The organism is Paenibacillus sp. B1-35 (assembly GCF_050474385.1).
In the GTDB taxonomy this organism is placed as follows: Bacteria; Bacillota; Bacilli; order Paenibacillales; family Paenibacillaceae; genus Paenibacillus_B; species Paenibacillus_B alvei.
Genome location: NZ_JBCHVJ010000012.1, coordinates 1 through 20,849 on the forward strand (window position 1 = coordinate 1; position 20,849 = coordinate 20,849).

General features: G+C 47.9%; 20 protein-coding genes and 1 rRNA gene. All 21 read right to left on the minus strand.

The features are described from left to right. Positions 1–204, minus strand: a 16S ribosomal RNA gene (locus ACQ5BJ_RS25525); the annotation flags it as partial. Positions 205–659: 455 nt separating this feature from the next. Continuing rightward, a complete protein-coding gene (lysS, locus tag ACQ5BJ_RS25530; protein ID WP_005545602.1) occupies positions 660–2,165 on the minus strand; it encodes a lysine--tRNA ligase in 1,506 nt (501 codons plus the stop codon). 223 nt (positions 2,166–2,388) lie between these two features. Beyond that, positions 2,389–2,865, minus strand: coding sequence for a transcription elongation factor GreA (gene greA, locus ACQ5BJ_RS25535; RefSeq protein WP_005545600.1), 477 nt, complete (start codon positions 2,863–2,865; stop codon positions 2,389–2,391). A gap of 301 nt (positions 2,866–3,166) precedes the next feature. Next, positions 3,167–4,168 carry a tRNA dihydrouridine synthase DusB gene (gene dusB, locus ACQ5BJ_RS25540; protein ID WP_005545599.1) on the minus strand — a complete coding sequence of 334 codons (1,002 nt, stop codon included), beginning with the start codon at positions 4,166–4,168 and terminating at the stop codon, positions 3,167–3,169. An 88-nt stretch (positions 4,169–4,256) separates the two neighbouring features. Then, positions 4,257–4,457: a helix-turn-helix domain-containing protein gene (locus tag ACQ5BJ_RS25545; RefSeq protein WP_268621183.1), complete on the minus strand. Its 201-nt coding sequence runs from the start codon at positions 4,455–4,457 to the stop codon at positions 4,257–4,259. Further along, entirely contained in the window at positions 4,415–4,975 is a 561-nt protein-coding gene (gene folK, locus ACQ5BJ_RS25550; protein ID WP_051135103.1) for a 2-amino-4-hydroxy-6-hydroxymethyldihydropteridine diphosphokinase, read from the minus strand. Before folK ends, ACQ5BJ_RS25545 begins: the two co-directional genes overlap by 43 nt. A 54-nt stretch (positions 4,976–5,029) precedes the next feature. After that, the gene (gene folB / locus ACQ5BJ_RS25555) at positions 5,030–5,443 is read right to left on the minus strand and encodes a dihydroneopterin aldolase (RefSeq protein ID WP_005545594.1); all 414 of its coding nucleotides are present in this window, start codon (positions 5,441–5,443) and stop codon (positions 5,030–5,032) included. Positions 5,444–5,487: 44 nt separating this feature from the next. Further along, complete coding sequence (gene folP / locus ACQ5BJ_RS25560; protein ID WP_430112967.1) at positions 5,488–6,354, minus strand: dihydropteroate synthase; 867 nt, start codon at positions 6,352–6,354, stop codon at positions 5,488–5,490. Positions 6,355–6,464: 110 nt separating this feature from the next. Beyond that, positions 6,465–7,358 carry an aminotransferase class IV gene (locus ACQ5BJ_RS25565; RefSeq protein ID WP_005545589.1) on the minus strand — a complete coding sequence of 298 codons (894 nt, stop codon included), beginning with the start codon at positions 7,356–7,358 and terminating at the stop codon, positions 6,465–6,467. Then, the gene (pabA, locus tag ACQ5BJ_RS25570; RefSeq protein ID WP_268621190.1) at positions 7,359–7,934 is read right to left on the minus strand and encodes an aminodeoxychorismate/anthranilate synthase component II; all 576 of its coding nucleotides are present in this window, start codon (positions 7,932–7,934) and stop codon (positions 7,359–7,361) included. 49 nt (positions 7,935–7,983) lie between these two features. Continuing rightward, a complete protein-coding gene (locus tag ACQ5BJ_RS25575) occupies positions 7,984–9,624 on the minus strand; it encodes an anthranilate synthase component I family protein (protein ID WP_430112966.1) in 1,641 nt (546 codons plus the stop codon). Between the two features lie 227 nt (positions 9,625–9,851). After that, complete coding sequence (cysK, locus tag ACQ5BJ_RS25580; RefSeq protein ID WP_163979498.1) at positions 9,852–10,790, minus strand: cysteine synthase A; 939 nt, start codon at positions 10,788–10,790, stop codon at positions 9,852–9,854. Between the two features lie 200 nt (positions 10,791–10,990). Next, complete coding sequence (locus tag ACQ5BJ_RS25585) at positions 10,991–11,932, minus strand: SurA N-terminal domain-containing protein (RefSeq protein WP_005545578.1); 942 nt, start codon at positions 11,930–11,932, stop codon at positions 10,991–10,993. Between the two features lie 56 nt (positions 11,933–11,988). Then, complete coding sequence (hslO, locus tag ACQ5BJ_RS25590; RefSeq protein ID WP_430112963.1) at positions 11,989–12,918, minus strand: Hsp33 family molecular chaperone HslO; 930 nt, start codon at positions 12,916–12,918, stop codon at positions 11,989–11,991. A 61-nt stretch (positions 12,919–12,979) separates the two neighbouring features. Continuing rightward, on the minus strand, positions 12,980–13,750 hold the full coding sequence (locus tag ACQ5BJ_RS25595; protein ID WP_005545574.1) for a type III pantothenate kinase: 771 nt from the start codon (positions 13,748–13,750) through the stop codon (positions 12,980–12,982). Between the two features lie 4 nt (positions 13,751–13,754). After that, complete coding sequence (locus ACQ5BJ_RS25600) at positions 13,755–13,892, minus strand: hypothetical protein (protein ID WP_157266715.1); 138 nt, start codon at positions 13,890–13,892, stop codon at positions 13,755–13,757. Between the two features lie 365 nt (positions 13,893–14,257). Next, positions 14,258–16,411: an ATP-dependent zinc metalloprotease FtsH gene (gene ftsH, locus ACQ5BJ_RS25605; protein WP_005545572.1), complete on the minus strand. Its 2,154-nt coding sequence runs from the start codon at positions 16,409–16,411 to the stop codon at positions 14,258–14,260. A 91-nt stretch (positions 16,412–16,502) separates the two neighbouring features. Further along, positions 16,503–17,048 (minus strand): hypoxanthine phosphoribosyltransferase, encoded by a 546-nt coding sequence (gene hpt / locus ACQ5BJ_RS25610; protein WP_005545570.1) that lies wholly within the window; start codon positions 17,046–17,048, stop codon positions 16,503–16,505. A gap of 90 nt (positions 17,049–17,138) precedes the next feature. Further along, positions 17,139–18,734: a tRNA lysidine(34) synthetase TilS gene (gene tilS / locus ACQ5BJ_RS25615; protein WP_430112960.1), complete on the minus strand. Its 1,596-nt coding sequence runs from the start codon at positions 18,732–18,734 to the stop codon at positions 17,139–17,141. Positions 18,735–19,046: 312 nt separating this feature from the next. Further along, positions 19,047–20,105: a protein kinase domain-containing protein gene (locus tag ACQ5BJ_RS25620; RefSeq protein WP_262866521.1), complete on the minus strand. Its 1,059-nt coding sequence runs from the start codon at positions 20,103–20,105 to the stop codon at positions 19,047–19,049. Then, positions 20,059–20,826 (minus strand): vWA domain-containing protein, encoded by a 768-nt coding sequence (locus ACQ5BJ_RS25625; protein WP_289356786.1) that lies wholly within the window; start codon positions 20,824–20,826, stop codon positions 20,059–20,061. The genes ACQ5BJ_RS25620 and ACQ5BJ_RS25625 overlap by 47 nt, the downstream gene beginning before the upstream one ends. Positions 20,827–20,849 lie beyond the last annotated feature (23 nt).

Below are 20,849 nucleotides of genomic sequence, written 5' to 3' on the forward strand. Positions count from 1 at the left end.
TCCCTCATGCGAGGAAAATGCCTATCTGGTATTAGCTCACGTTTCCGTGGGTTATCCCAGTCTTATGGGCAGGTTACCTACGTGTTACTCACCCGTCCGCCGCTAACCATCAGGAGTGCAAGCACTCCATCAAGTCCGCTCGACTTGCATGTATTAGGCACGCCGCCAGCGTTCGTCCTGAGCCAGGATCAAACTCTCCGTTAAAGTTAAGTTTGAACTGCTCATATCTTTTGACGAGGTATTGCTACCTCATTCACAAACGTTGCTCGTTGTTCAGTTTTCAAAGAACAATCTTCATTCCAGCGCTTCGGCTTATCGCCTCTTTCGCTTTCGTTCACCGCGTCTCTCAGCGGCGACTCATATAATATATCACGACCACCAACAGTATGCAACAGGTAAAAAATTACTTTTTGAATTTTATTCTTTTTTCTTCTCTCTACATGTAGGAAACCCTTTTAGCATAAGCTTTTCGGCCAACAAAACCTCATGTTATTTGATTTAATTCAAACAACCTACCCGATCGTTATTATTTAATAGACGTTGTCAATGTATCAATAGTACATCGGCCTCATCAGGCCATCTGCTTATCCAAACAACAAAAGAGGATCGAGTCCAGACTTGCCGTCTAGGATTCGATCCTTCTTATAGAACACGTTAGTTTAGTTGCTGCGCTCACGCATATGAGGGAACAATAGCACATCACGGATAGACGGTGCATTCGTCAACAGCATAACGAGTCGATCGACACCGATACCAAGTCCACCTGTTGGCGGCATGCCGTATTCCAATGCACGAATGAAGTCATCGTCCATTTCATGTGCTTCATCATTACCGTGCTCACGCTCTTCCAATTGCGCCTCAAAGCGTTGACGCTGATCAATTGGATCATTAAGCTCGGAGAATGCATTCGCATGCTCACGCGCAACGATGAACAGCTCGAAGCGATCTGTGAAGCGTGGATCCTTGTCATTCTTCTTCGCAAGCGGAGAAATTTCAACCGGATGACCCGTTACGAATGTAGGCTGAATCAATGTTTCTTCTACGAACTCTTCGAAGAATGCATTCAGAATATGACCGAATGTGTAGTGCGGCTCTACCTTCACATTGTGTTCCTTCGCTATGCGATGCGCTTCTTCATCAGTCATCTGCGCAGAGAAATCAACGCCTTTTACTTCTTTAACTGCATCCACCATCGATACACGGCGCCATTGCGGCGTCAGATCAACTTCGTGGTTCTGATACTGGATCTTCGTTGTACCCAACACTTCTTGTGCAATATGCGCAACCAGATTTTCCGTCAGGTTCATGATATCGTTGTAATCTGCGTATGCCTCATATAATTCAATCATCGTGAATTCTGGATTGTGGCGTGTTGAAATCCCTTCGTTGCGATATACGCGTCCGATTTCATACACTTTCTCCAATCCGCCTACGATCAAACGCTTCAAGTGGAGCTCAATCGCAATACGCATGTAGAGTGTCATGTCGAGAGCATTATGATGCGTGATGAACGGACGCGCCGCCGCACCACCAGCAATTGCATGGAGTGTCGGTGTTTCCACTTCCAAGTAGCCATGGGAATCCAAATAGCGACGCATCGATTGAATAATGCGCGAGCGAGTGACGAACGTCTGCTGAACATCCGGGTTCATAATCAAGTCAACATAGCGCTGACGGTAACGCATTTCCACGTCCTTCAGGCCATGATATTTTTCTGGAAGCGGCAAGAGCGACTTCGACAAAATCTCAAGCTCCAGCACTTTAATGGACAATTCACCTGTCTTCGTTTTGAATACCGTACCACGAACACCAATGATGTCTCCTAGGTCAAGCAGGCTGTAAGCTTCAAATTTCTTCTCATCGATTGTATCTTGACGAACATAAATTTGAATACGGCCGGACAAGTCCTGAATGTGCGCAAAGCTAGCTTTGCCCATACCGCGCTTTGCCATGATGCGCCCTGCCAGGCTGACCTCAATGCCGGATTCCTGAAGCTCTTCCTTCTCCATCCCGTCATACTTATCCAACACTTCTTTGGCAGTTGTTGTACGCTCGTATTTTGTACCGAACGGATCTACGCCCAGCTTCCGAAGCTCGTCCAATTTGTTGCGGCGAATTTGCAGCAATTCACTTAATTCCGTTTCTTGATTGACGACGTCCGTCATTTCACTCCACTCCTTGTATACATTAAATCGCAATATTCCATGATATATGATAAATGCTTGAACTGAACTTAGCTTTCATGTTCTTTCATTTCTTTTCATGAAAAAGAGGGAACATTGCCCACACTTCATCATACCGCTCATTTGGTGAAAAAAGCTTCCATGTATGGAAGCTTTCATCCCAACTTCTCATGCTTGGCGCTGCATGCTGCGATACCGCAGATGATTAGCGCTTAATCTCGAGAATTTTGTATTGAATCACACCTGCTGGAACGTTCACATCCACAGTTGTGCCCTTTTGCTTACCCAAAATTGCTTTACCTACCGGGCTTTCATTCGAAATCCGGTTCTTCAATGGATCGGATTCAGCAGTACCGACAATTGTATATTCCATCTTGTCGCCGAATTCCAAGTCTTCTACGATAACAGTAGATCCGATGCTTACGATATCTGTATCAATTTCATCGTTGTTAATAATGCGCGCGTTGCGAAGCATTTTTTCCAATGTAATGATACGACCTTCAATGAATGCCTGTTCATTCTTCGCATCTTCATATTCGGAGTTCTCGCTGATGTCGCCGTAGCCGATCGCTACTTTAATCCGCTCTGCCACTTCACGACGTTTAACGGATTTGAGGTTTTCAAGCTCATCCTCCAGCTTCTTCAGACCGTCCTGGGTCAGAATGACTTCTTTATCGCTCATCTTACCGATTCTCCTGTCATGATATATTTCGCATCCAGCCTCAGGGCCGCCAACAACGATCGATGCGAATGCAGCCGATGCGAATGCTATAGTTCATCATATGGCTTGATTGCCACATCATGACTCCACAACTTGGTCGTTCTTTGTCATACATAGCCGTGTAATATACACCAAGCCCGAGGCCAATTTTCTATTGTTGAATTATATGGGATGGATTTGCAAAAGTCAATGAGACAGCACATGCCCTTGAAAACGCTTCGATACCCTGAGCGTGCGCCCGCAACAGCTTCTATTGTGCCATTTACTGTACCGTAGATTCAGCCTCTTGCTTCTCATTCACTTGACGTACATACTCCTCCAGCATGCGGGCAACTTCGTCGCGGCGTGTCTCTTCCATGATGGCATCTTTCACACGCGCGGCAGAAGGCAATCCCTTCAAGTACCATGCCAGATGCTTGCGCATCTCCTTCACCGCAACCTGCTCGCCTTTAAGCGCAATGAGGCGATCCATATGAACAAGCGCAATACGAACCTTCTCTTCTGCAGATGGATCTGGGAGCAGCTCGCCAGTCGTCAAATACTCAATCGTGCGGTACAGCATCCACGGATTGCCCAGTGCACCGCGTCCGATCATGACGCCGTCGCATCCTGTTTCTTCCAGCATACGCTTCGCGTCTTCCGGAGAGAACACATCCCCGTTGCCGATAACCGGAATTGAGACATTTTCCTTAACTTGGCGGATATAGCTCCAGTCCGCTTGACCGGTATACAGCTGCTCGCGCGTACGTCCATGCACGCTAACCGCTTGACCGCCAGCTCGCTCAACTGCCTTAGCATTTTCCACGACATAAATATGATCGTGATCCCAGCCGATTCTCATCTTAACCGTAACTGGTTTATCGACAGCATCAACAACGGCCGACACCATCTCGTATATTTTCTCTGGGTTAAGAAGCCAACGGGCACCTGCATCGCACTTCGTGACCTTCGGTACAGGGCATCCCATGTTGATATCAATAATATCGGCATTTGAATCTTTATCGACAATTTTGGCAGCTTCGACGAGCGATTTGCGATCCCCGCCAAAAATCTGCAGACTAAGCGGCTTCTCCCGATCATCTACATACAGCATCTCGCGGGTACGCTCATTGCCATGTACAAGAGCCTTGTCACTAACCATTTCTGCGCATACGAGTCCGCAGCCGAATTCCTTCGCAATGAGACGGAAGGCAGGGTTGCACACCCCAGCCATGGGCGCAAGCACAACTTGGTTTTTCATTTCGATATTTGCAATTTTCAGCATAGCTCGCACTCCTTTCAACTCTATCCTTATCCATGAGACCCCATAAGCCTCACAGTTATATATAAAACAGGATTACCAATGTTCCATTTTACCGAAAGGAACCCGGTGATGCCAGTTCATCATGTGAAATATTTAATTGCTTGCAAATTTCATTCATCATCTGTTCATCGATTTTTCGATGTCCCCGCTCGATTTCACCGAGCACAGATACAGAGATACGCACGCGATCAGACAATTGCTGCTGTGTTAATCCCCTAAGCTTGCGGAAAGCCCGGATTCGCTTGGCCACTTGCAAGGACTCCACTTCCGAATACCTTCCTTCCCATCCAGTGTTCCCAAGGCATGATGAACGAATGCGTGCAATTCGACAGCCGACTCAGGAACAATATCAGCAAGCGGCACGAGTACGAACAGCCGCTCTCCCATACGAGGATGCGGCAATGTAAGCAGGTCTGTATTCCACGAAGTCTCGCCCATCCACAGCAAATCCAAATCAATGATACGCGGGCCCCAGCGAACATCCCGCACGCGCCCCATTTGCTTCTCAATCGCAAGCATCGCCTTCAGCAGCTCATCAGGCTGCAATGTTGTCCGAACACAAGCCGTCATGTTTAGAAAGGCAGGCTGATCCTCATATCCAACCGGATCGGTCTCATATATTGCAGAGCAGCTTGCAACATGTATTTGTCCATGTCCATGCAGAAACGACAATGCATCATACAAAGCCCGCTCCCGTACGCCAATATTGGAACCGAGCGCAATATAAGCAGTCTGCTCTCCAGTATGTGTTACCGTCTCGCTATCCATTCCTGCGAAGTCCAGCTTTATTTCGCGATGCTTCTTCTTTACTTCATTCATCTGTTATGCCTCGCTCCCGGTTGGGTTCGCTTCCGCCCGAACTCTCGTCATTTCAATCGTTACGCCTCGGAAATGAATGTCGAACGGTGGGTGAGGCTTTGTCACGCGAACGGTTGCTTCTCTGATTAGCGAATACGTCTCTAGGAGAACAGCTGCAATACGTTCTGTAATCGCTTCGACAAGCTGGTAGGATTCCTCTTCGACAATGTGCTTAACCGTATTGTATATTTCAGCATAGTTAATCGAATACTCCAACTGATCAGATCTACCAGCTTCGCGCAAATCTACCTGCAAATCTAGATCGACAATCCAGCGTTGTCCCAATTTCCGTTCCTCTTCAAATACACCATGGCGCCCGAACAGCTCCATTCCGTGCAACTGCATACGGTCAGGCCGCGATACTTTTGTACTTACCATCACTATTCTCCCCTTCTACACCAATTTAGGGTTATGTTATATCATTATTGCTCCGAAGCCTCCATCCGTTCTCTCGGGTATAACATAGCATCACACATACGAACGGTCTGCACGATTTCCCCTACATCATGCACGCGCACAATCTGGCAGCCCTGTGCCACGCCAATTGATACGGTAGCTGCCGTCCCGTGAATCAAAGCATCCACTGGAAGCTGAAGCGTCTCGCGAATGAACCGCTTGCGTGATGTCCCCAGCAATACGGGGTATCCGAGTTCAACAAGCTCATCCAAATGGTGCATGAGCATCAAATTGTCCTCGTAATCTTTCGCAAATCCGATTCCCGGATCCAGCCATATATTCTGATCTTCAACACCAGCCGTCTTCGCAATTGCCACACTCTCCAGCAGATCCCTCTTTACATCATCTACATAACGTTCGTATTTCTGCTCCGGGCGGTTGTGCATCAAAATGATAGGGCAACCATAGTTAGCAGCTACACGGGCCATTTCCGGCTCGCGCTTGCAGCCCCAAATATCATTTAGAATATGCGCTCCCGCTTCTAAAGCCCGTCTACCGACTTCCGCCTTATACGTGTCAATAGACAATGGAATATGGGGCATTGCTTCTTGAAGCGCCTCAATCACGGGAATTACCCGCCGTAGCTCCTCTTCCTGCCCAACTGGTTCATGGCCGGGTCGCGTGGACTCTCCGCCAATATCGATAATGTCCGCTCCCTGCGCAACCATTTCCTTTGCGTGTGCCAACGCACGATCTATTCGATCATAACAGCCTCCGTCGGAAAAGGAATCTGGCGTTACATTTAATATACCTTGCACCAAGGTTCGCTTACCTAAAGTCAATTTAGCCTGATCCCATATATACGTGTGCTTCCAAAACGTCGGTTGCAACATACTTGCATCCCCTCTCTACCGTCCTGGATGGTCGGATTGGTACATGCAATCCAACTGCCTAGACACGGCATATTAAATCCCCTAAGGGCTCGTGTAATTCCTACTCCGGTCTATATGATGCGTACAGTGGTGGCGCGATACAAGCTCAACAGCATACGCGTGCAATCGCCCGCTTGCCCGCCGCCCAATTGCTTCGCCTGACCTTCCGTATCAATGAGGGAAGTAACCGGCACCAGCTCTTGCACCGAGGTTGTTAAGAACACCTCATCTGCATGCCAGAGCCGCTTCCATTCATACTTCCCTTCCTCTACATCGATATTCGCTTGTCCAGCAAGCTCAATAACCCACTGTCTTGTAATGCCCGGCAGTATGCCAGTCGATAAATCCGGTGTATATAGACGTCCATCCTGTACAAAGAACACATTGCTCACAATGCCTTCCGATATATGACCGTTCTGATCCAACATAAGACCTTCCGCTCCTTGCGCAGAGCTATTCAATCGCACCAGTTCGCGCTTAGCAACGATATTATTCATGTATTGGCCCGACTTAAAGCGAACATCTGCTTCTGGCCCGTTTCGTCTTGTATGAAGCAACTGCAGCGGCTTTCCCTGTTCATACAGTTCATCAAGGAATGCAGGCAACGGCTTCACTAGCACGAGCACATTTGGGCGTACATACTCTCCGATCGGCAGCCCAAACCCATTCTCGCCTGCACTCACGGTATAACGAACGTACGCTTCTTTCAAGCCATTCGCATCCATGACCTCTCGTATGTGGCGCTCTACCTGCTCTATCTGTATGGTATCCATCCTATAATCAATGCCAAGTATATTGCAAGCCGATGTCAGCCGTTCCATATGCCGTTCCAGCAAAAATGGCCTTCCTCCATATGTTCGCATCGTTTCAAACAAAGTCATTCCGTATAAAAAGCCGTGGTCCATTACCGAAACCGCGGCTTGATCAACTGGTACTACCTTCCCATTCCACCCGATAATATCCATTTAGCTGCCTACCCTCTTCTTCAAGAAGTTGCGCAGCATCTGATGTCCATGATCTGTAATTATGGACTCCGGATGGAATTGAACTCCCTCAATCGGATATTCCTTGTGTCGAAGACCCATAATTTCCCCTTCTTCCGTAGTAGCTGTAATCTCAAGGCAATCGGGCAGCGACCCCCGTTCCACCAGCAGTGAATGATATCGTGTTGCTGTAAATGGACTAGGAAGCCCTTCAAAAACAGACTGCTGCTCATGATAAATAGGGGATGTCTTTCCGTGCATCAATCGTTGTGCCCGTACAACCTTGCCGCCAAAAGCCTGTCCGATGGCCTGATGACCTAAGCATACGCCAAAGATAGGAATCTTGCCTTTAAAATGCGCGATTACGTCCAATGTGATCCCCGCTTCATTTGGTGTGCATGGCCCAGGCGACAGCAGCAAATGATCGGGCTGAAGCTTCTCGATACCTTGAATGTCGATCTCGTCATTGCGATATACTTGTATCTCTTCTCCAAGCTCTCCTAAATACTGTACCAGGTTATACGTAAAAGAATCATAATTATCGATAACAAGTATCATGCTATGCTCATCCTCTCTCAGTCGTGCCAATCAGCACGCCTTCACTAATCTAGTCTCCCCGCTCCATCATGTCGCGTTCGCTCAGCTGCACAGCTTTCCACAAGGCCTTTGCCTTGTTCCAGCTCTCCTTATACTCGCGCTCTGGATTGGAATCGATAACGATACCCGCTCCCGCTTGAATATGTCCGACACCATCCTTCACTGTCATGGTACGGATAATTATATTAAATTCCATGTCGCCATTATAGTCAATCCAACCGAATGACCCTGTATACGGACCTCTGCGAACAGGCTCCAGTTCCTCAATGATTTCCATCGTGCGTACCTTGGGTGCTCCTGTAATCGTCCCCCCTGGAAATGTCGCACGAAGCACATCAAAGGCATCCTTGCCCGCCGCCAACTTTCCCTTCACTTCAGATACCAAATGCATCACATGCGAATAATACTCGATCGCCATCAGCTCTTCAACCCGTACAGATCCATACTCTGAAATACGGCCAACATCGTTGCGCTCCAAATCAACGAGCATAATGTGCTCCGCCCGTTCCTTCTCGTTCGTACGCAGCTCCTCCGCCATACGCGCATCCTCTTCTAGATTATGCCCTCTGCGTCTCGTACCTGCGATTGGACGAGTGCTGATCTCACCTTGCTTCATGCTAACCAGCAGCTCTGGAGAACAGGATACGAGTTGGAAGTCTGGGAAACGGAGCAAGCCCATGTAGGGAGATGGGTTTAGCACCCTCAGCCATTCATAGAGCCGTTCCGGGGTTTCGCGCAGGGTTCGCGTCTGTCTCATGGAGAGGTTTACCTGAAATACATCGCCCTGACAAATATACTGTTGGATCTGCCTTACAGCCTTCTCGAAATTCTCCTTAGGGAATGCGGTCTGTACACCTTGCAGTGCATCCATTTCAAGATTATGGTCTTCTTTCAACCATCGTTGGCGACGCTGCACAGCCTCCTTCGTCTTCTCCGTATTACCAGCTTCCCACCATGTGTCCCACTGCTCCTTCATCTTGTACGCACGCTGTTCAGCAAGCGCATAGTGTACTGAAGCCCACTCAACATTTTCATCAAGAGATCCACATGCGGTCGAGCCATCCGCTGCTTGGCGCTTGGACATCGATATAGAAGACGAGTCGCATTCTGTCATGACTGCACAATACATTGCCTGTTCCTTATGATCAATGATCCAGAGATCATTCATTTGCATAAATACAAAGTCCGGCAAATTCAGGTCATCCTCTGCTAGCTCGGGAAGCCGTTCGATCGATCTGGCAATATCATAGCTTATATAACCAACACATCCGCCAGTGAAATCGGGCAGTCCTGTGATTCGAGGCGCTCGATAAGGAGACATCCATTCCTTCAACATTTCTAACGGGGTCCCCTCATGCGTCAGCTCAGTTCCGTCTGACATTATAACCTGAGCCGTACGTCCCTTCCCCCTTATCATAGATGCAGGATTTATCCCTACAATTGTGTAGCGTCCACCCTTACCACTCTCAAGTACAAAAGTGTACGATCCAGCTCCCGCCCATGCAGACTCCCAGGAAGAGATATGCGTGCTTCCTGGCTCCAGATCATATTTGGTCACATAAGGAAGTATCGTATATTGATTATCGATAAAACGGTGCCATTGCTCCCGTGCAATAAGCGCCTGTCCATTTACCACTGCTGATTCAATCACATTTCCACCTCTTTATCCTAATCCATCATCCCTGTTTATCGATCCCAATTCCTCCTGGATGATAAACGTCATCAGATTACTGATTAGTATAAACAATGGGGCTTCGGATGAAAAGACGACCGTCTTACATTTTTTGCATTTTACCGGATATAAAAATCCCCTCATCACAGTCCTGCGCTCAGCAGCCTTCGCTACCGTACACGTTACCGGATAAGGGGATACATGCGTTAATCTTCGAAATTAAATAACGGTGTGCTCAAGTAACGCTCTCCGTTGCTTGGAACGACAGCGACAATGCGCTTGCCGGTTCCCAACTCCTTTGCAATCTGCAGGGCAGCATAGATCGCTGCACCAGAGGAAATGCCGACTAAGATGCCTTCCTCCTTCGCAACGCGACGCGCTGTTTCAAATGCATCTTCGTTTTCAACCGTAATAATCTGATCGTAGATATCGCGGTTTAAAATATCTGGTATGAAGTTAGCTCCAATTCCTTGGATTTTGTGCGGCCCCGGCTTGCCTCCAGACAATAATGGAGATGCCGCTGGTTCGACGGCCGCAATTCGGATTCCAGGGAAGTTCTCCTTCAGCACTTCACCTGCTCCCGAAATCGTTCCTCCGGTGCCAATTCCTGCGATAAACGCATCCAGCTTGCCATCCAACGATTGAATAGCTTCGACAATTTCCGGACCTGTCGTTTCTCGGTGAATCTTCACGTTCGCTTGGTTTTTAAATTGTTGAGGAATGAAATAAGTAGGGTTCTCTTGTGCTAGCTCTTCCGCCTTGCGAACCGCACCGTTCATCCCTTCTGCTCCCGGAGTCAAAACAAGCTCAGCTCCATAAGCTCGCAGGAGATTGCGGCGCTCGATGCTCATCGTCTCAGGCATAACCAGAATGGCCTTATATCCTTTCGCAGCAGCCACCATTGCAAGACCAATGCCTGTATTGCCGCTTGTTGGCTCTACAATTGTATCCCCAGGCTTCAAAATGCCTTCTTGCTCGGCAACCTCAATCATACTTATTGCTATCCGGTCTTTAACACTAGAGCCCGGATTCTGATATTCCAGCTTTACATAGATTTCCGCGCTATCTTCCGGTACAATTCGATTCAGACGTACAAGTGGAGTATCCCCGATTAGTTCGGTTACGCTATTGACGATTCTTGGCATAGAGAGCCCTCCCATAGGTTAATAGGAATTAAATTTATATTTCCGACTAATTCACTAGGTTTTAATCAATATTAGCAAGCCATTTGTCGAATGTCAATAGACCTCCCAAAATTATTCGCTATTCTCTCGATAAGAGGCAGAAAAAAAGCAGCCCGCCAGAATAAGTCATCTTATTCTGGCGGACCGCCATTCATGCCATCTCACTCAGTTGTAAATGCTGTGTCTGCAATGGCTGCGCCATACTTCTCACGTAATGCTTTTCGCCACTGCACCAATGGTGGAGTTTTCTCTAACGCGATTTCTTTACGAACACGCTCTCGCATTTCGTCATGCTGTTCAGGCCTAACTTCCCTCTTGCCAACCAAATTAATAATGGCATAGCCATCCTTAATCTTAACTGGCGGAGAAATGTCGCCGACATCCATCTGAGACACTTGATTCAGCTCCGCATGATCCAAGAATGGATCATCCTCATCGATCCAGCCCATTCGTCCACCTTGCTGTGATGAGAAGGAGTCAAGCGAGAGTTCTCCCGCGAGTGAAGGGAAATCTTCGCCTTGCTTAATACGATCAAGAATCGCTTCAGCATCGGTTTTGTTTGATACCGTAATATGTGCTACTTGATAGGAGTTTACAGGTTCATACTCGCCCTTATGTTCACGCATATACTCGTCGATATCAGCATCACCAATATCAATGCCGTACGTTGCGATTTTTTCCAATAGGAGTTGATTGCGCATGTCTTGACTCAATTGCTCTGGGCTCATTCCCAGTTGTTCTTTCATGGCTTGAAAGTAAGCTTCCTCACTCTCATAACCCTTCATTTGACGCTTAATCTCTCGGGTAACTTCTTCGGAAGTCACCTCAATACCTAACGACTTCGCCTCTTGGTCTGCCGCTCGGTTCGTCAGCATCTGCTCCAGCACTAACCCACCGTACTGCTGCTCCAATTCTCTATTCCATTGTGCACGCGTAATCTTATGCGTTCCTACTGACGCAACGACGGATGAGGAATCGGAGGAAGCAGCCTCGGGTGACTTGACCGGGACGTCAAGCCGTAAAATCAGAATGCCTGCAAGCACAATTACACAGGCAAACAGTACAATAATGCAGCCCCATAAGCTCTTGACTTCTCTCGTCATATCGCTTGCTTCCCTTACCTCGTATTTCCTTTAACGCGCCTGCGCTTACACTTCCCTTATGACTGCTTTTTCTTTGTCGCTGCCGCAACCAGTTTCTCTAAATCATCACGATTGAATTTGTATGACTCATTGCAGAAATGACATACAACTTCTGCCTTGTGATCTTCATCGATAATCGTCTGCAGTTCTTCCTGTCCCAAGCTGATAAGCGTACTCTCCACGCGTTCTCTTGAGCACTGGCATTGGAATACAATCGGCATCCGATCCATAATGTTTACTTCCTTCACGATCCATGTTACGAGCTCATCAAGCTCCATACCTTGATCAAGCAAAGCTGTTACCGGCGGCAGCATGCTTAATGATCGCTCAATTTCGGTAATCTCTCCATCAGACAAACCTGGAAGCAACTGGATAATAAAGCCACCTGCATGAAGTACCGAGCTGTCCGTATCGACAAGCACACCAAGTCCAACTGCGGATGGTGTCTGCTCTGATGTTGCGAAGTAATACGTAAAATCTTCTCCCAGTTCTCCCGAAATAATCGGGGAGCTTCCACGGTAAGGCTCCTTCAATCCTAAATCCTTCGTAATATGAATGAAACCGCTGCGGCCTACTGCTCCCGCAACATCCAGCTTGCCTTCAGCGTTGCTTGCCAAATGAACTTGGGGATGCGTAACGTAGCCCCGAACCTCTCCACGTGCATTGGCATCTGCAACGACTTGTCCGATAGGACCGTCTCCCTTTACCTGAACCGTGAGCTTCTCCTCACCCTTCAGCATAGCACCCATCATTGCTGCAGCAGTTACCGTACGTCCCAATGCTGCTGTTGCCGTTGGGTATGTACCATGACGACGTTGCAGCTCATTGACCAATCCTGTCGTGCGCGCCGCAAAAATACGAACCTTCCCACCCAGTCCAGTTCCACGGATAAGCATATCTTGAGCTGCACCTTGTGTGACGTTCTGTTGTTCCTTACTCTCTTCCATGAGTGCCTCCTGTTGCCTTGCATATTTTTAAACGAATGACAGTTTACAACGATTCTCTATATTATTGATTGCGATTGTAAATGAGACGCAGCCCTTCAAGCGTAAGCAGCGGATTCGTAGTGTCGATTGTGCGTGATTCACTTGCAATCAGATCTGCCAGACCGCCCGTAGCTACCACCTTAGGTTGTGCCCCTAATTCCTGACTTATGCGATCGACGATTCCATCAACCTGACCAGCATAACCAAAGATAATGCCTGCTTGCATGGAATGAACTGTATTGCGGCCGATAACAGACTTCGGCTTCGTCAGCTCAATGCGGGGCAGCTTCGCCGCACGTTGGTAGAGCGCTTCCGTCGAGATACCAATCCCCGGCACAATAGCACCGCCCAAATAATTGCCTTGCACATCAATGACATCAAATGTCGTTGCCGTCCCGAAATCCACAACAACAAGCGGCATCTCGCCGCCATACTGCTCAATGGCTGCTACCGCATTCACGATGCGATCGGCCCCTACCTCACGCGGATTCTCATAACGAATGTTCAAACCAGTTTTCACACCCGGACCAACGATAAGCGGTGTCTTGTATAAGTATGTTTCACACAATAATTCCATCGTAGACATAATTGGTGGAACGACAGACGATATAATAACCCCGTCGATATCCTTAACAGAAAGTCCTGCAAGTGAAAATAAGTTATGGATCATGACGCCATATTCATCAGCCGTGGCTTGGCGATTCGTTGACAGCCTCCAAAAATGCTGCAGCGTCTCCTGTTGATATACACCTAGAACAATATTTGTATTTCCTACATCGATAACGAGAATCACAGTTCTATCCCTCTTTCTTCGCATTCAAGTCAAGATTGATGTCGACCGTTATAAATATGGAAACGCTTGTAACGGAAATGACATCGACATCGATCAACGCTTTGCCGCGAACGGTAGAGCGCGAACTCGCCCGCTGCTTCAATCTTGATGTCTTCCTAATACGCAACTAGCAGGAATATGGATCCCTGCATGACGCATCATCAACGGTGACAACGTTGTACGATGACAGGTTATAATCGCACGACCTATAGAAACATCATAATTTCCATCAGGTACAAGCTCCCACACTCAAGTGAAAATTCTATCATGCCATGCGACGCGGCACGCCTTTGTCAACTGTATGCATGAGTTCCCTCTTAGTGTAGTCATTAACACTTAATTTACACAACGCCTATGGCTGTGTCAATTCACAATCGGGACGGCCCCCTATATTTCCACGATCATAAAAAAAGAGTGCACGCTAAGGTGCACTCTTCACAATCGCCGAATCGGCGAATGAGGGCTAAACTATTGGTTATTGTTCTTGTTATCATCTGTGCTGTCTTTCGTTTCTGTGTTCGCATCTGACTGCTCGGAAGGAGCATCTGGACGTTCAACGCTTGACGTCTCATTGCTGCGGAAATCCTCTGGCGAAGCTCCGTTCGGGATATCGCCTTCCGGCTTAGCTCCAGCTGTGGAGTCCCATTGCGAAGGGCCAAGCTTCTCCGGCTTGCCAACGAGGTTCACCTTCACATCACCAGTCGTTTCGATGATCGGCGTTGTGAAAGAAGTTTCAGCTGATCCCGTTGTGTTGCCAGAGTCGTCGCTATCCGATTTCGCTCCCGTAATATGGCCATTTTCAATCAATTGCTTGATTTGATCAAGCTCAAGTGTTTCCAATTCCAGCAACGTATTCGCAATAAGGTTCACTTCACGAGTATGCTTCGTGAGCAATGTTTTTGCACGCTCGTAGCACTCATTGATGATCCGCTGCATTTCTTGATCAATCTCATAAGCAATCGCATCAGAGTAGTTCTGTTCGTGTCCAAGATCACGACCGAGGAACACTTCGCCTTGGCGATTACCGAACTGCATTGGGCCAAGCTTGTCGCTCATGCCGTATTCCATAATCATACTGCGTACAATGCGAGTTGCTTGCTGGAAGTCGCTATATGCGCCTGTACCGATTTCGCCGATGAACAATTCCTCAGCTACACGGCCGCCTAACAAGCCGGTAATTCTGTCAAGAAGCTCTTGCTTCGTTGTAAGCATGCGATCTTCCTTCGGAAGCATAATGACGTATCCGCCTGCGCGTCCACGAGGAATAATTGTAACCTTATGCACCATATCTGCATGTTCCAAGAAGTATCCGATAATGGTATGACCGGCTTCGTGGAACGCGACAATTCGTTTTTCACGTTCGCTGATCATGCGGCTGCGCTTCTCTGTACCTACGATAACACGGTCGATCGCTTCGTCCACATCTGTCATCGTAATGTCTTTATGGTTCTTGCGAGCTGCAAGCAATGCCGCTTCATTCAGCAAATTCTCCAAGTCGGCACCCGTAAAGCCTGTTGTCCGCTTAGCAATTGTATTCAACTTCACGTCCTTGTTCAGCGGCTTGTTGCGCGCATGAACCTTCAACACAGCTTCCCGTCCCTTCAAGTCAGGGCGATCTACTGTAATTTGACGGTCGAAACGACCTGGACGGAGCAATGCTGGATCAAGAATATCTGGTCGGTTCGTTGCAGCTACAATGATAATTCCTTCATTGGCACCGAAACCGTCCATCTCAACGAGCAATTGGTTAAGAGTCTGTTCCCGCTCATCATGGCCACCGCCAAGACCGGCGCCGCGTTGACGACCGACAGCATCAATTTCATCAATAAAGATAATACAAGGAGCATTTTTCTTCGCATTTTCGAACAGGTCACGCACACGGGATGCGCCGACACCGACAAACATTTCAACGAAGTCGGAACCTGAAATGCTAAAGAATGGAACTCCTGCCTCACCTGCTACTGCGCGAGCAAGCAATGTTTTACCTGTACCCGGAGGGCCATTCAACAGAACACCCTTCGGAATACGTGCGCCAAGAGCAGCAAATTTGCGCGGATCCTTAAGGAATTCGACAACCTCGACCAATTCCTGCTTCTCTTCATCCGCCCCTGCTACATCTTCGAAGGTAACACGCTTCTTCTCTTCGTTATACAAGCGAGCGCGGCTTTTGCCGAAATTCATAACCTTGCCGCCGCCACCTTGAGCCTGATTAAAGAAGAAGAAGAACAGGATGAACATAATGACAAAAGGAATGAAGGAAGTAAGAACAGTTAGCCAGAGACTTTGCTCCTCCATCTTCTTCCAAGTCAGCTTTAAGGAATCTTGAGCCGTATCGGCCTTCATAATCTCCTCAATAGCTGGTGAACTATCTGGAATATAAGTTACAAACTGCTGAGATTTCTGTCCATCTGGAATTTTCTTATATTTACCGATGACCAAATATGCTCGACCTTCATATTGAATCGTCATTTCGTCTATATTGTTGGCCGCTAGCTCTTTGCGAAACTGGTCATATCTCGGGGTTTCCGTGGTTTCTCCGCCGTTACCAATAAATTGGACAATGCCGACCACGACTAGAAAAAGAATCAGATAAAAACCAGAGTTCTTAAAAAAGCGATTCATCCCCAACCTCCTCTCAAAGACACGAAGTTATTGTATCATAGCACGTATTGCCATCACAACTTGACCATCCAAGCGATGAGAGTGAATGATTTTACACCTCGTCGGAATAAATCTCACGCTTCAATACGCCAATGTATGGTAGGTTGCGGTACTTCTCGGCAAAATCAAGTCCGTACCCAACGATAAACTCATCCGGCAGGACGAATCCTTTGTAGTCTGCTTCCATATTAGTGGTGCGTCGTGCAGGCTTATCGAACAGAGTAACTACACGGATCGAGTTCGCCTTACGACCCTGAAGTACCTCAATGAGGTAACTAAGTGTCAGCCCTGTATCAATAATATCCTCTACAATGAGGACATCGCGCCCTTCAACCGATACATCCAAGTCTTTCAAAATACGTACCACACCCGACGACTTCGTCGATGCCCCATAACTGGATACAGCCATGAAATCCAATTCCAATGGTACTGTAACATTTTTGACCAAATCGGCCATAAAGATGAACGCACCTTTGAGCACGCAAATAACGAGCGGACATTTACCCGCATAATCGCGGCTAATCTGTTCGCCCAGTTCCTTTACTCTTGCTTGAAGCTGCTCCTCACTAAATACTACCTTCTCAATGTCGTTCTGCAATGATGGGCCCTCCTATTGTGAATACTCAATCTTATGTGAACGTTATTCGTTCCATGCGGCATGCCAATGACCGGCAATGTCTTCGTTACCTCATGGATGGACAGATCGCTCATGGGCTCCGCCCTCCAGTGCAAAATGAATGACCGCCTGTGTCGAAGACTGCACGTATGCCGCATTAGAACGCCGTACCCCAGGTATCCACACAACGTGTCCGTTCGCGTCCGCAACAAGAGGAATCGTGTCGCGCAATGACGGCGCGATTTTCAAGTCAACGAACATATCTTGCACCTTTTTGCTGCCATTTAGTCCTTGTATCCGCATCCGATCTCCCGGCTGCCGAGTACGAACAACAAGCGGCCAGCACAGCCCATCCGCATCAAAAGAAGCTTCCCAAGCCTGTCCGTGATGATGTTGGCCCACAGAAATTTCTTCCATGGATCCGGAATTGCCGCAGCCCTTCAGTTCTTCTGAAGTCAGCCATCGTAACGTGCTGTTGTTGTCCGGTAAGAACAATTGCCCCATTGCATCGGTTCTATGTATCGTAAAGCTAGCCTTACAGTCTGCACCTTCTTTATGTTCATGGTGTATCCGAAGCCATAGCAAACGCCCATATTCACGCGCAAATACAATGTCCTGAGCAACATCCACCCTCCACGTAGTCGAACACTCGCCTGCTGCTCTCACTCTTGCTGAGTCAACGGCTTCAAAATCAATCTGATCCGAACCTCGTGTAAGATAATTTAATATTAGTTTAATCAACCTGCGTTGTAAAGCTACATGTAGTCCAAGAAAGGTGTTCCGATCAAGAATATATCCTGTCTGCACATGCGGGATAAAAGGAGCTGAATTGCTATCAACGGATTTATCACCGTTTACCGCCTTTACGTGGCGTTGAAACAGCTTTCGTGTCTCGTATTCCATATAATCGTCCTCATCACGTAGCGCGTCTGCCATTCTGCACATGGCCTCAACAAGTTTAGGGTTCTCCTCCTCTAGCTGAGGGATAATATCTAGCCTCATCCGATTGCGAAAATAACTACGTTTGGCATTACTGCTATCTGTCACGTAAGGTATTCCCCGCTCGTCACACCGTTGCAGCACTTCCGCTTTGCGCAGATCGAGTAATGGCCGAATATAATGCAGTCCATCCTCCTCGCGGCTCCATGCCATTCCCGCCAATCCTGTGATGCCCGTTCCTCGGATCATACGCATGAGCACTGTTTCGGCTTGATCATCCGCATGGTGAGCAAGAGCTATATGGGTGGCCGCATAGCGATGTGCAATCTGGATAAGAAACTCGTATCGCAGCTGTCGCGCTGCCGCTTGTGGATTGAGCCCTTCCCGTTTCGATAGACCAGGCGCATCAACACGAATCATCTCAAATGGTAAGCCCAGTTTTACGGTTTCCTGCTCCACGAACTCGGCCTCTTCGTCCGATTCCTGACCGCGAAAGCCGTGATGCACGTGGGCAACAATAAGCTTGCCTGGTTTGCAGTCGCTGCGTTCATCCAGTGCAGTCAATGCATGAAGAAGCAGCATCGAATCCGGCCCACCGGATACAGCTACTACAATTACAGCACCTTGGCTCCACAACTTTTTCCTGCACCACTCAATTTCCCGCTGTGCGATCCATTTGTGCCAAGCATCAAATGGTCCACCACCTGTTGATTGTCCTGCTGTCATCATTCATCCCCGACTCCCGTCATAGCCTTCCTGCCTGCATCACTCTGACCTATTTCCGAGTGAAAGCAGTATCGTTTCCTTCTTAATTCATTATGTATGATGATACCAAATGTTTGAAGTCTGGCAAAAAGACACTATTTCTATCCCACCATGCTCTAGTGAGTTTGTTATTTTGCATTCTCTACTAAGACGATTGGAACTATCTGCTGTCCTTTTGAACACTTCTTAATAAGTAAGTATGTAAGTATAACTACGTTGTGTCGACGGATAAGATGCATATGATTGTTACCATGGGACCACAATTTAGAAATTCCATTATTCGAAGCTGCTCGTCCACCAAACGATACTAATCGTAAACAAAATAACGGATACGGCAAAAAACCACTTCATCCATAGTGGCGTAGGCCGGTGTGGCCTCATCCCCGATCGATGCAAGCGGCGACTTATATCATTCCACATTCGGCATGCTTCTTCTGAGCTTGCAAATGTCCCCTTAATTGCATGAATGAGCCATGGCTCATATAGCCGCAAAACAGGATGGGCGTGTATTATATCCAATAACTCCTTTGCTTCCCGCATTTGCGGCAGCGCTTTCTTCATGCGTTCACGAAGCCCCTTGCCTCCGAGCACATGAATCGTCAGTATCGCAAAAGAAAACAGATCATAGCCGTCATCAGCCGTCCGCGAGCCTGCATGCCAATACCCACGATCGTACATCTCCGTAAATTGTTTTACACTCTTCCCCTTGCCAGTCAGCCCCCCATAGTCAACAAGCTCTACTTCACCACCGTTTCCAACGATCACATTCTCAGCCTTCAGATCGCCGAATACCCATCCATGACGATGTACATTATGCAGCTTCGCCAGAAGCTTTCCTCCCACAATACCATACCACTTAGGCCCCTTCTTTCGAATATAAGCGGTAATGCTCTCACCGGGAACATAGCGCATCACATAAAAGGAAATACGTTCCCCATTCACATCTGCATCATCTACATCGACCAGGAAGGGTCGATTGTCTTGTCGATCTGACATTCGGGAGAGCGTTTTACGCTGCTTTTCGAGGCTGCCAAGCGCATTTACCTCCGATTGAAGGTCAACGGCATTGGCGCTAATTTTTAACGCAAAGGTTCCAACCGCCCCCCCATGTCTGTCGTCAGAAGCCGACAACATCGTCACTAGATAGACAACTCCATTGGCACCGCGTCCAAGCAGACGTTCAATACGATAGACACGATGATTCCATACACCTTGCATCATCATGCCTGCTCGCAGCTGATGGCGAAGCTCCCTCTTATGGGATGCTGTATTGAGTTGTCGCCTTACTTTAAACGATGTAGTCACTCCATATCCCGTCCATTTCCATTCGTTCATGATGATCCACAGTCACTGTTTCCGCTTTCTGAGCTGCAGAGCGAGGTACCGTTCGGTAATAATCCACGACTTGTAGCAAAGCAGGACCTGTTGGCGTCGTCCCACGCATATTCAGCCGCTGGAACAACTTTTTCGCACGAGAAATCTCATCAGTCCACTCCAAATCCTGAACAGCTTCCTTTCCCCCATATGGGCCCGGAAAATGAAAAACGGATAGCTCGCTCTTGCCGCTTCTTGCTTGCAGGCTGAGCATTAAATCCCGTATCGCCTCCTCCACTGCGACTAGTTTCGGCTTCATGCTTGCACTAGCATCAATAAGCAGTGCAACCTTAAGTGGCGTCTGTTCCGTCATCTCGTCCATGACACGAACAACTTCAGAGCGCTTTTCTAGAGGGAGAGCCTGTACGCCTTCCTCCGCAGTATCACCCAATATAAGCTTCAATTCCTTGTTCACAGCTTGCTGGATCGTCTGTACAACGGTCTTGCGCGTCATCATCTGAATCGTCTGAGACAGCTCATGCGATTGCACAATGCGGCTAACCCCGCCGCCTGCACTAGCAATCTCCTCAATCTCGCAAGCCCCCAATTGTCCAATCGTACCATAATCTATAATGCCTACTACATTAACCGTTATCCCGTTGTCCCTTGCCTCCGCGGCGGCAATGGCGGGCTGAATCCCTACATTGGAGCATCCGTCCGTAATGAGAAGAATTTGCTTCATCATACTTCTTTCATCCCCCTATG

Excerpts from the sequence above, each read along its gene's own strand:
- lysS (WP_005545602.1), bottom strand. The coding sequence starts at position 2,165 with ATGACGGACGTCGTCAATCAAGAAACGGAATTAAGTGAATTGCTGCAA.
- folK (WP_051135103.1), bottom strand. The coding sequence starts at position 4,975 with ATGGATAGCGAGACGGTAACACATACTGGAGAGCAGACTGCTTATATT.
- tilS (WP_430112960.1), bottom strand. The coding sequence starts at position 18,734 with ATGATGACAGCAGGACAATCAACAGGTGGTGGACCATTTGATGCTTGG.
- folB (WP_005545594.1), bottom strand. The coding sequence starts at position 5,443 with ATGGTAAGTACAAAAGTATCGCGGCCTGACCGTATGCAGTTGCACGGA.
- cysK (WP_163979498.1), bottom strand. The coding sequence starts at position 10,790 with ATGCCAAGAATCGTCAATAGCGTAACCGAACTAATCGGGGATACTCCA.
- ACQ5BJ_RS25625 (WP_289356786.1), bottom strand. The coding sequence starts at position 20,826 with ATGAAGCAAATTCTTCTCATTACGGACGGATGCTCCAATGTAGGGATT.
- ACQ5BJ_RS25565 (WP_005545589.1), bottom strand. The coding sequence starts at position 7,358 with ATGGATATTATCGGGTGGAATGGGAAGGTAGTACCAGTTGATCAAGCC.
- ACQ5BJ_RS25620 (WP_262866521.1), bottom strand. The coding sequence starts at position 20,105 with ATGAACGAATGGAAATGGACGGGATATGGAGTGACTACATCGTTTAAA.
- greA (WP_005545600.1), bottom strand. The coding sequence starts at position 2,865 with ATGAGCGATAAAGAAGTCATTCTGACCCAGGACGGTCTGAAGAAGCTG.
- dusB (WP_005545599.1), bottom strand. The coding sequence starts at position 4,168 with ATGCTGAAAATTGCAAATATCGAAATGAAAAACCAAGTTGTGCTTGCG.
- ACQ5BJ_RS25585 (WP_005545578.1), bottom strand. The coding sequence starts at position 11,932 with ATGACGAGAGAAGTCAAGAGCTTATGGGGCTGCATTATTGTACTGTTT.
- pabA (WP_268621190.1), bottom strand. The coding sequence starts at position 7,934 with ATGATACTTGTTATCGATAATTATGATTCTTTTACGTATAACCTGGTA.
- folP (WP_430112967.1), bottom strand. The coding sequence starts at position 6,354 with ATGTTGCAACCGACGTTTTGGAAGCACACGTATATATGGGATCAGGCT.
- ftsH (WP_005545572.1), bottom strand. The coding sequence starts at position 16,411 with ATGAATCGCTTTTTTAAGAACTCTGGTTTTTATCTGATTCTTTTTCTA.
- hslO (WP_430112963.1), bottom strand. The coding sequence starts at position 12,918 with ATGGAAGAGAGTAAGGAACAACAGAACGTCACACAAGGTGCAGCTCAA.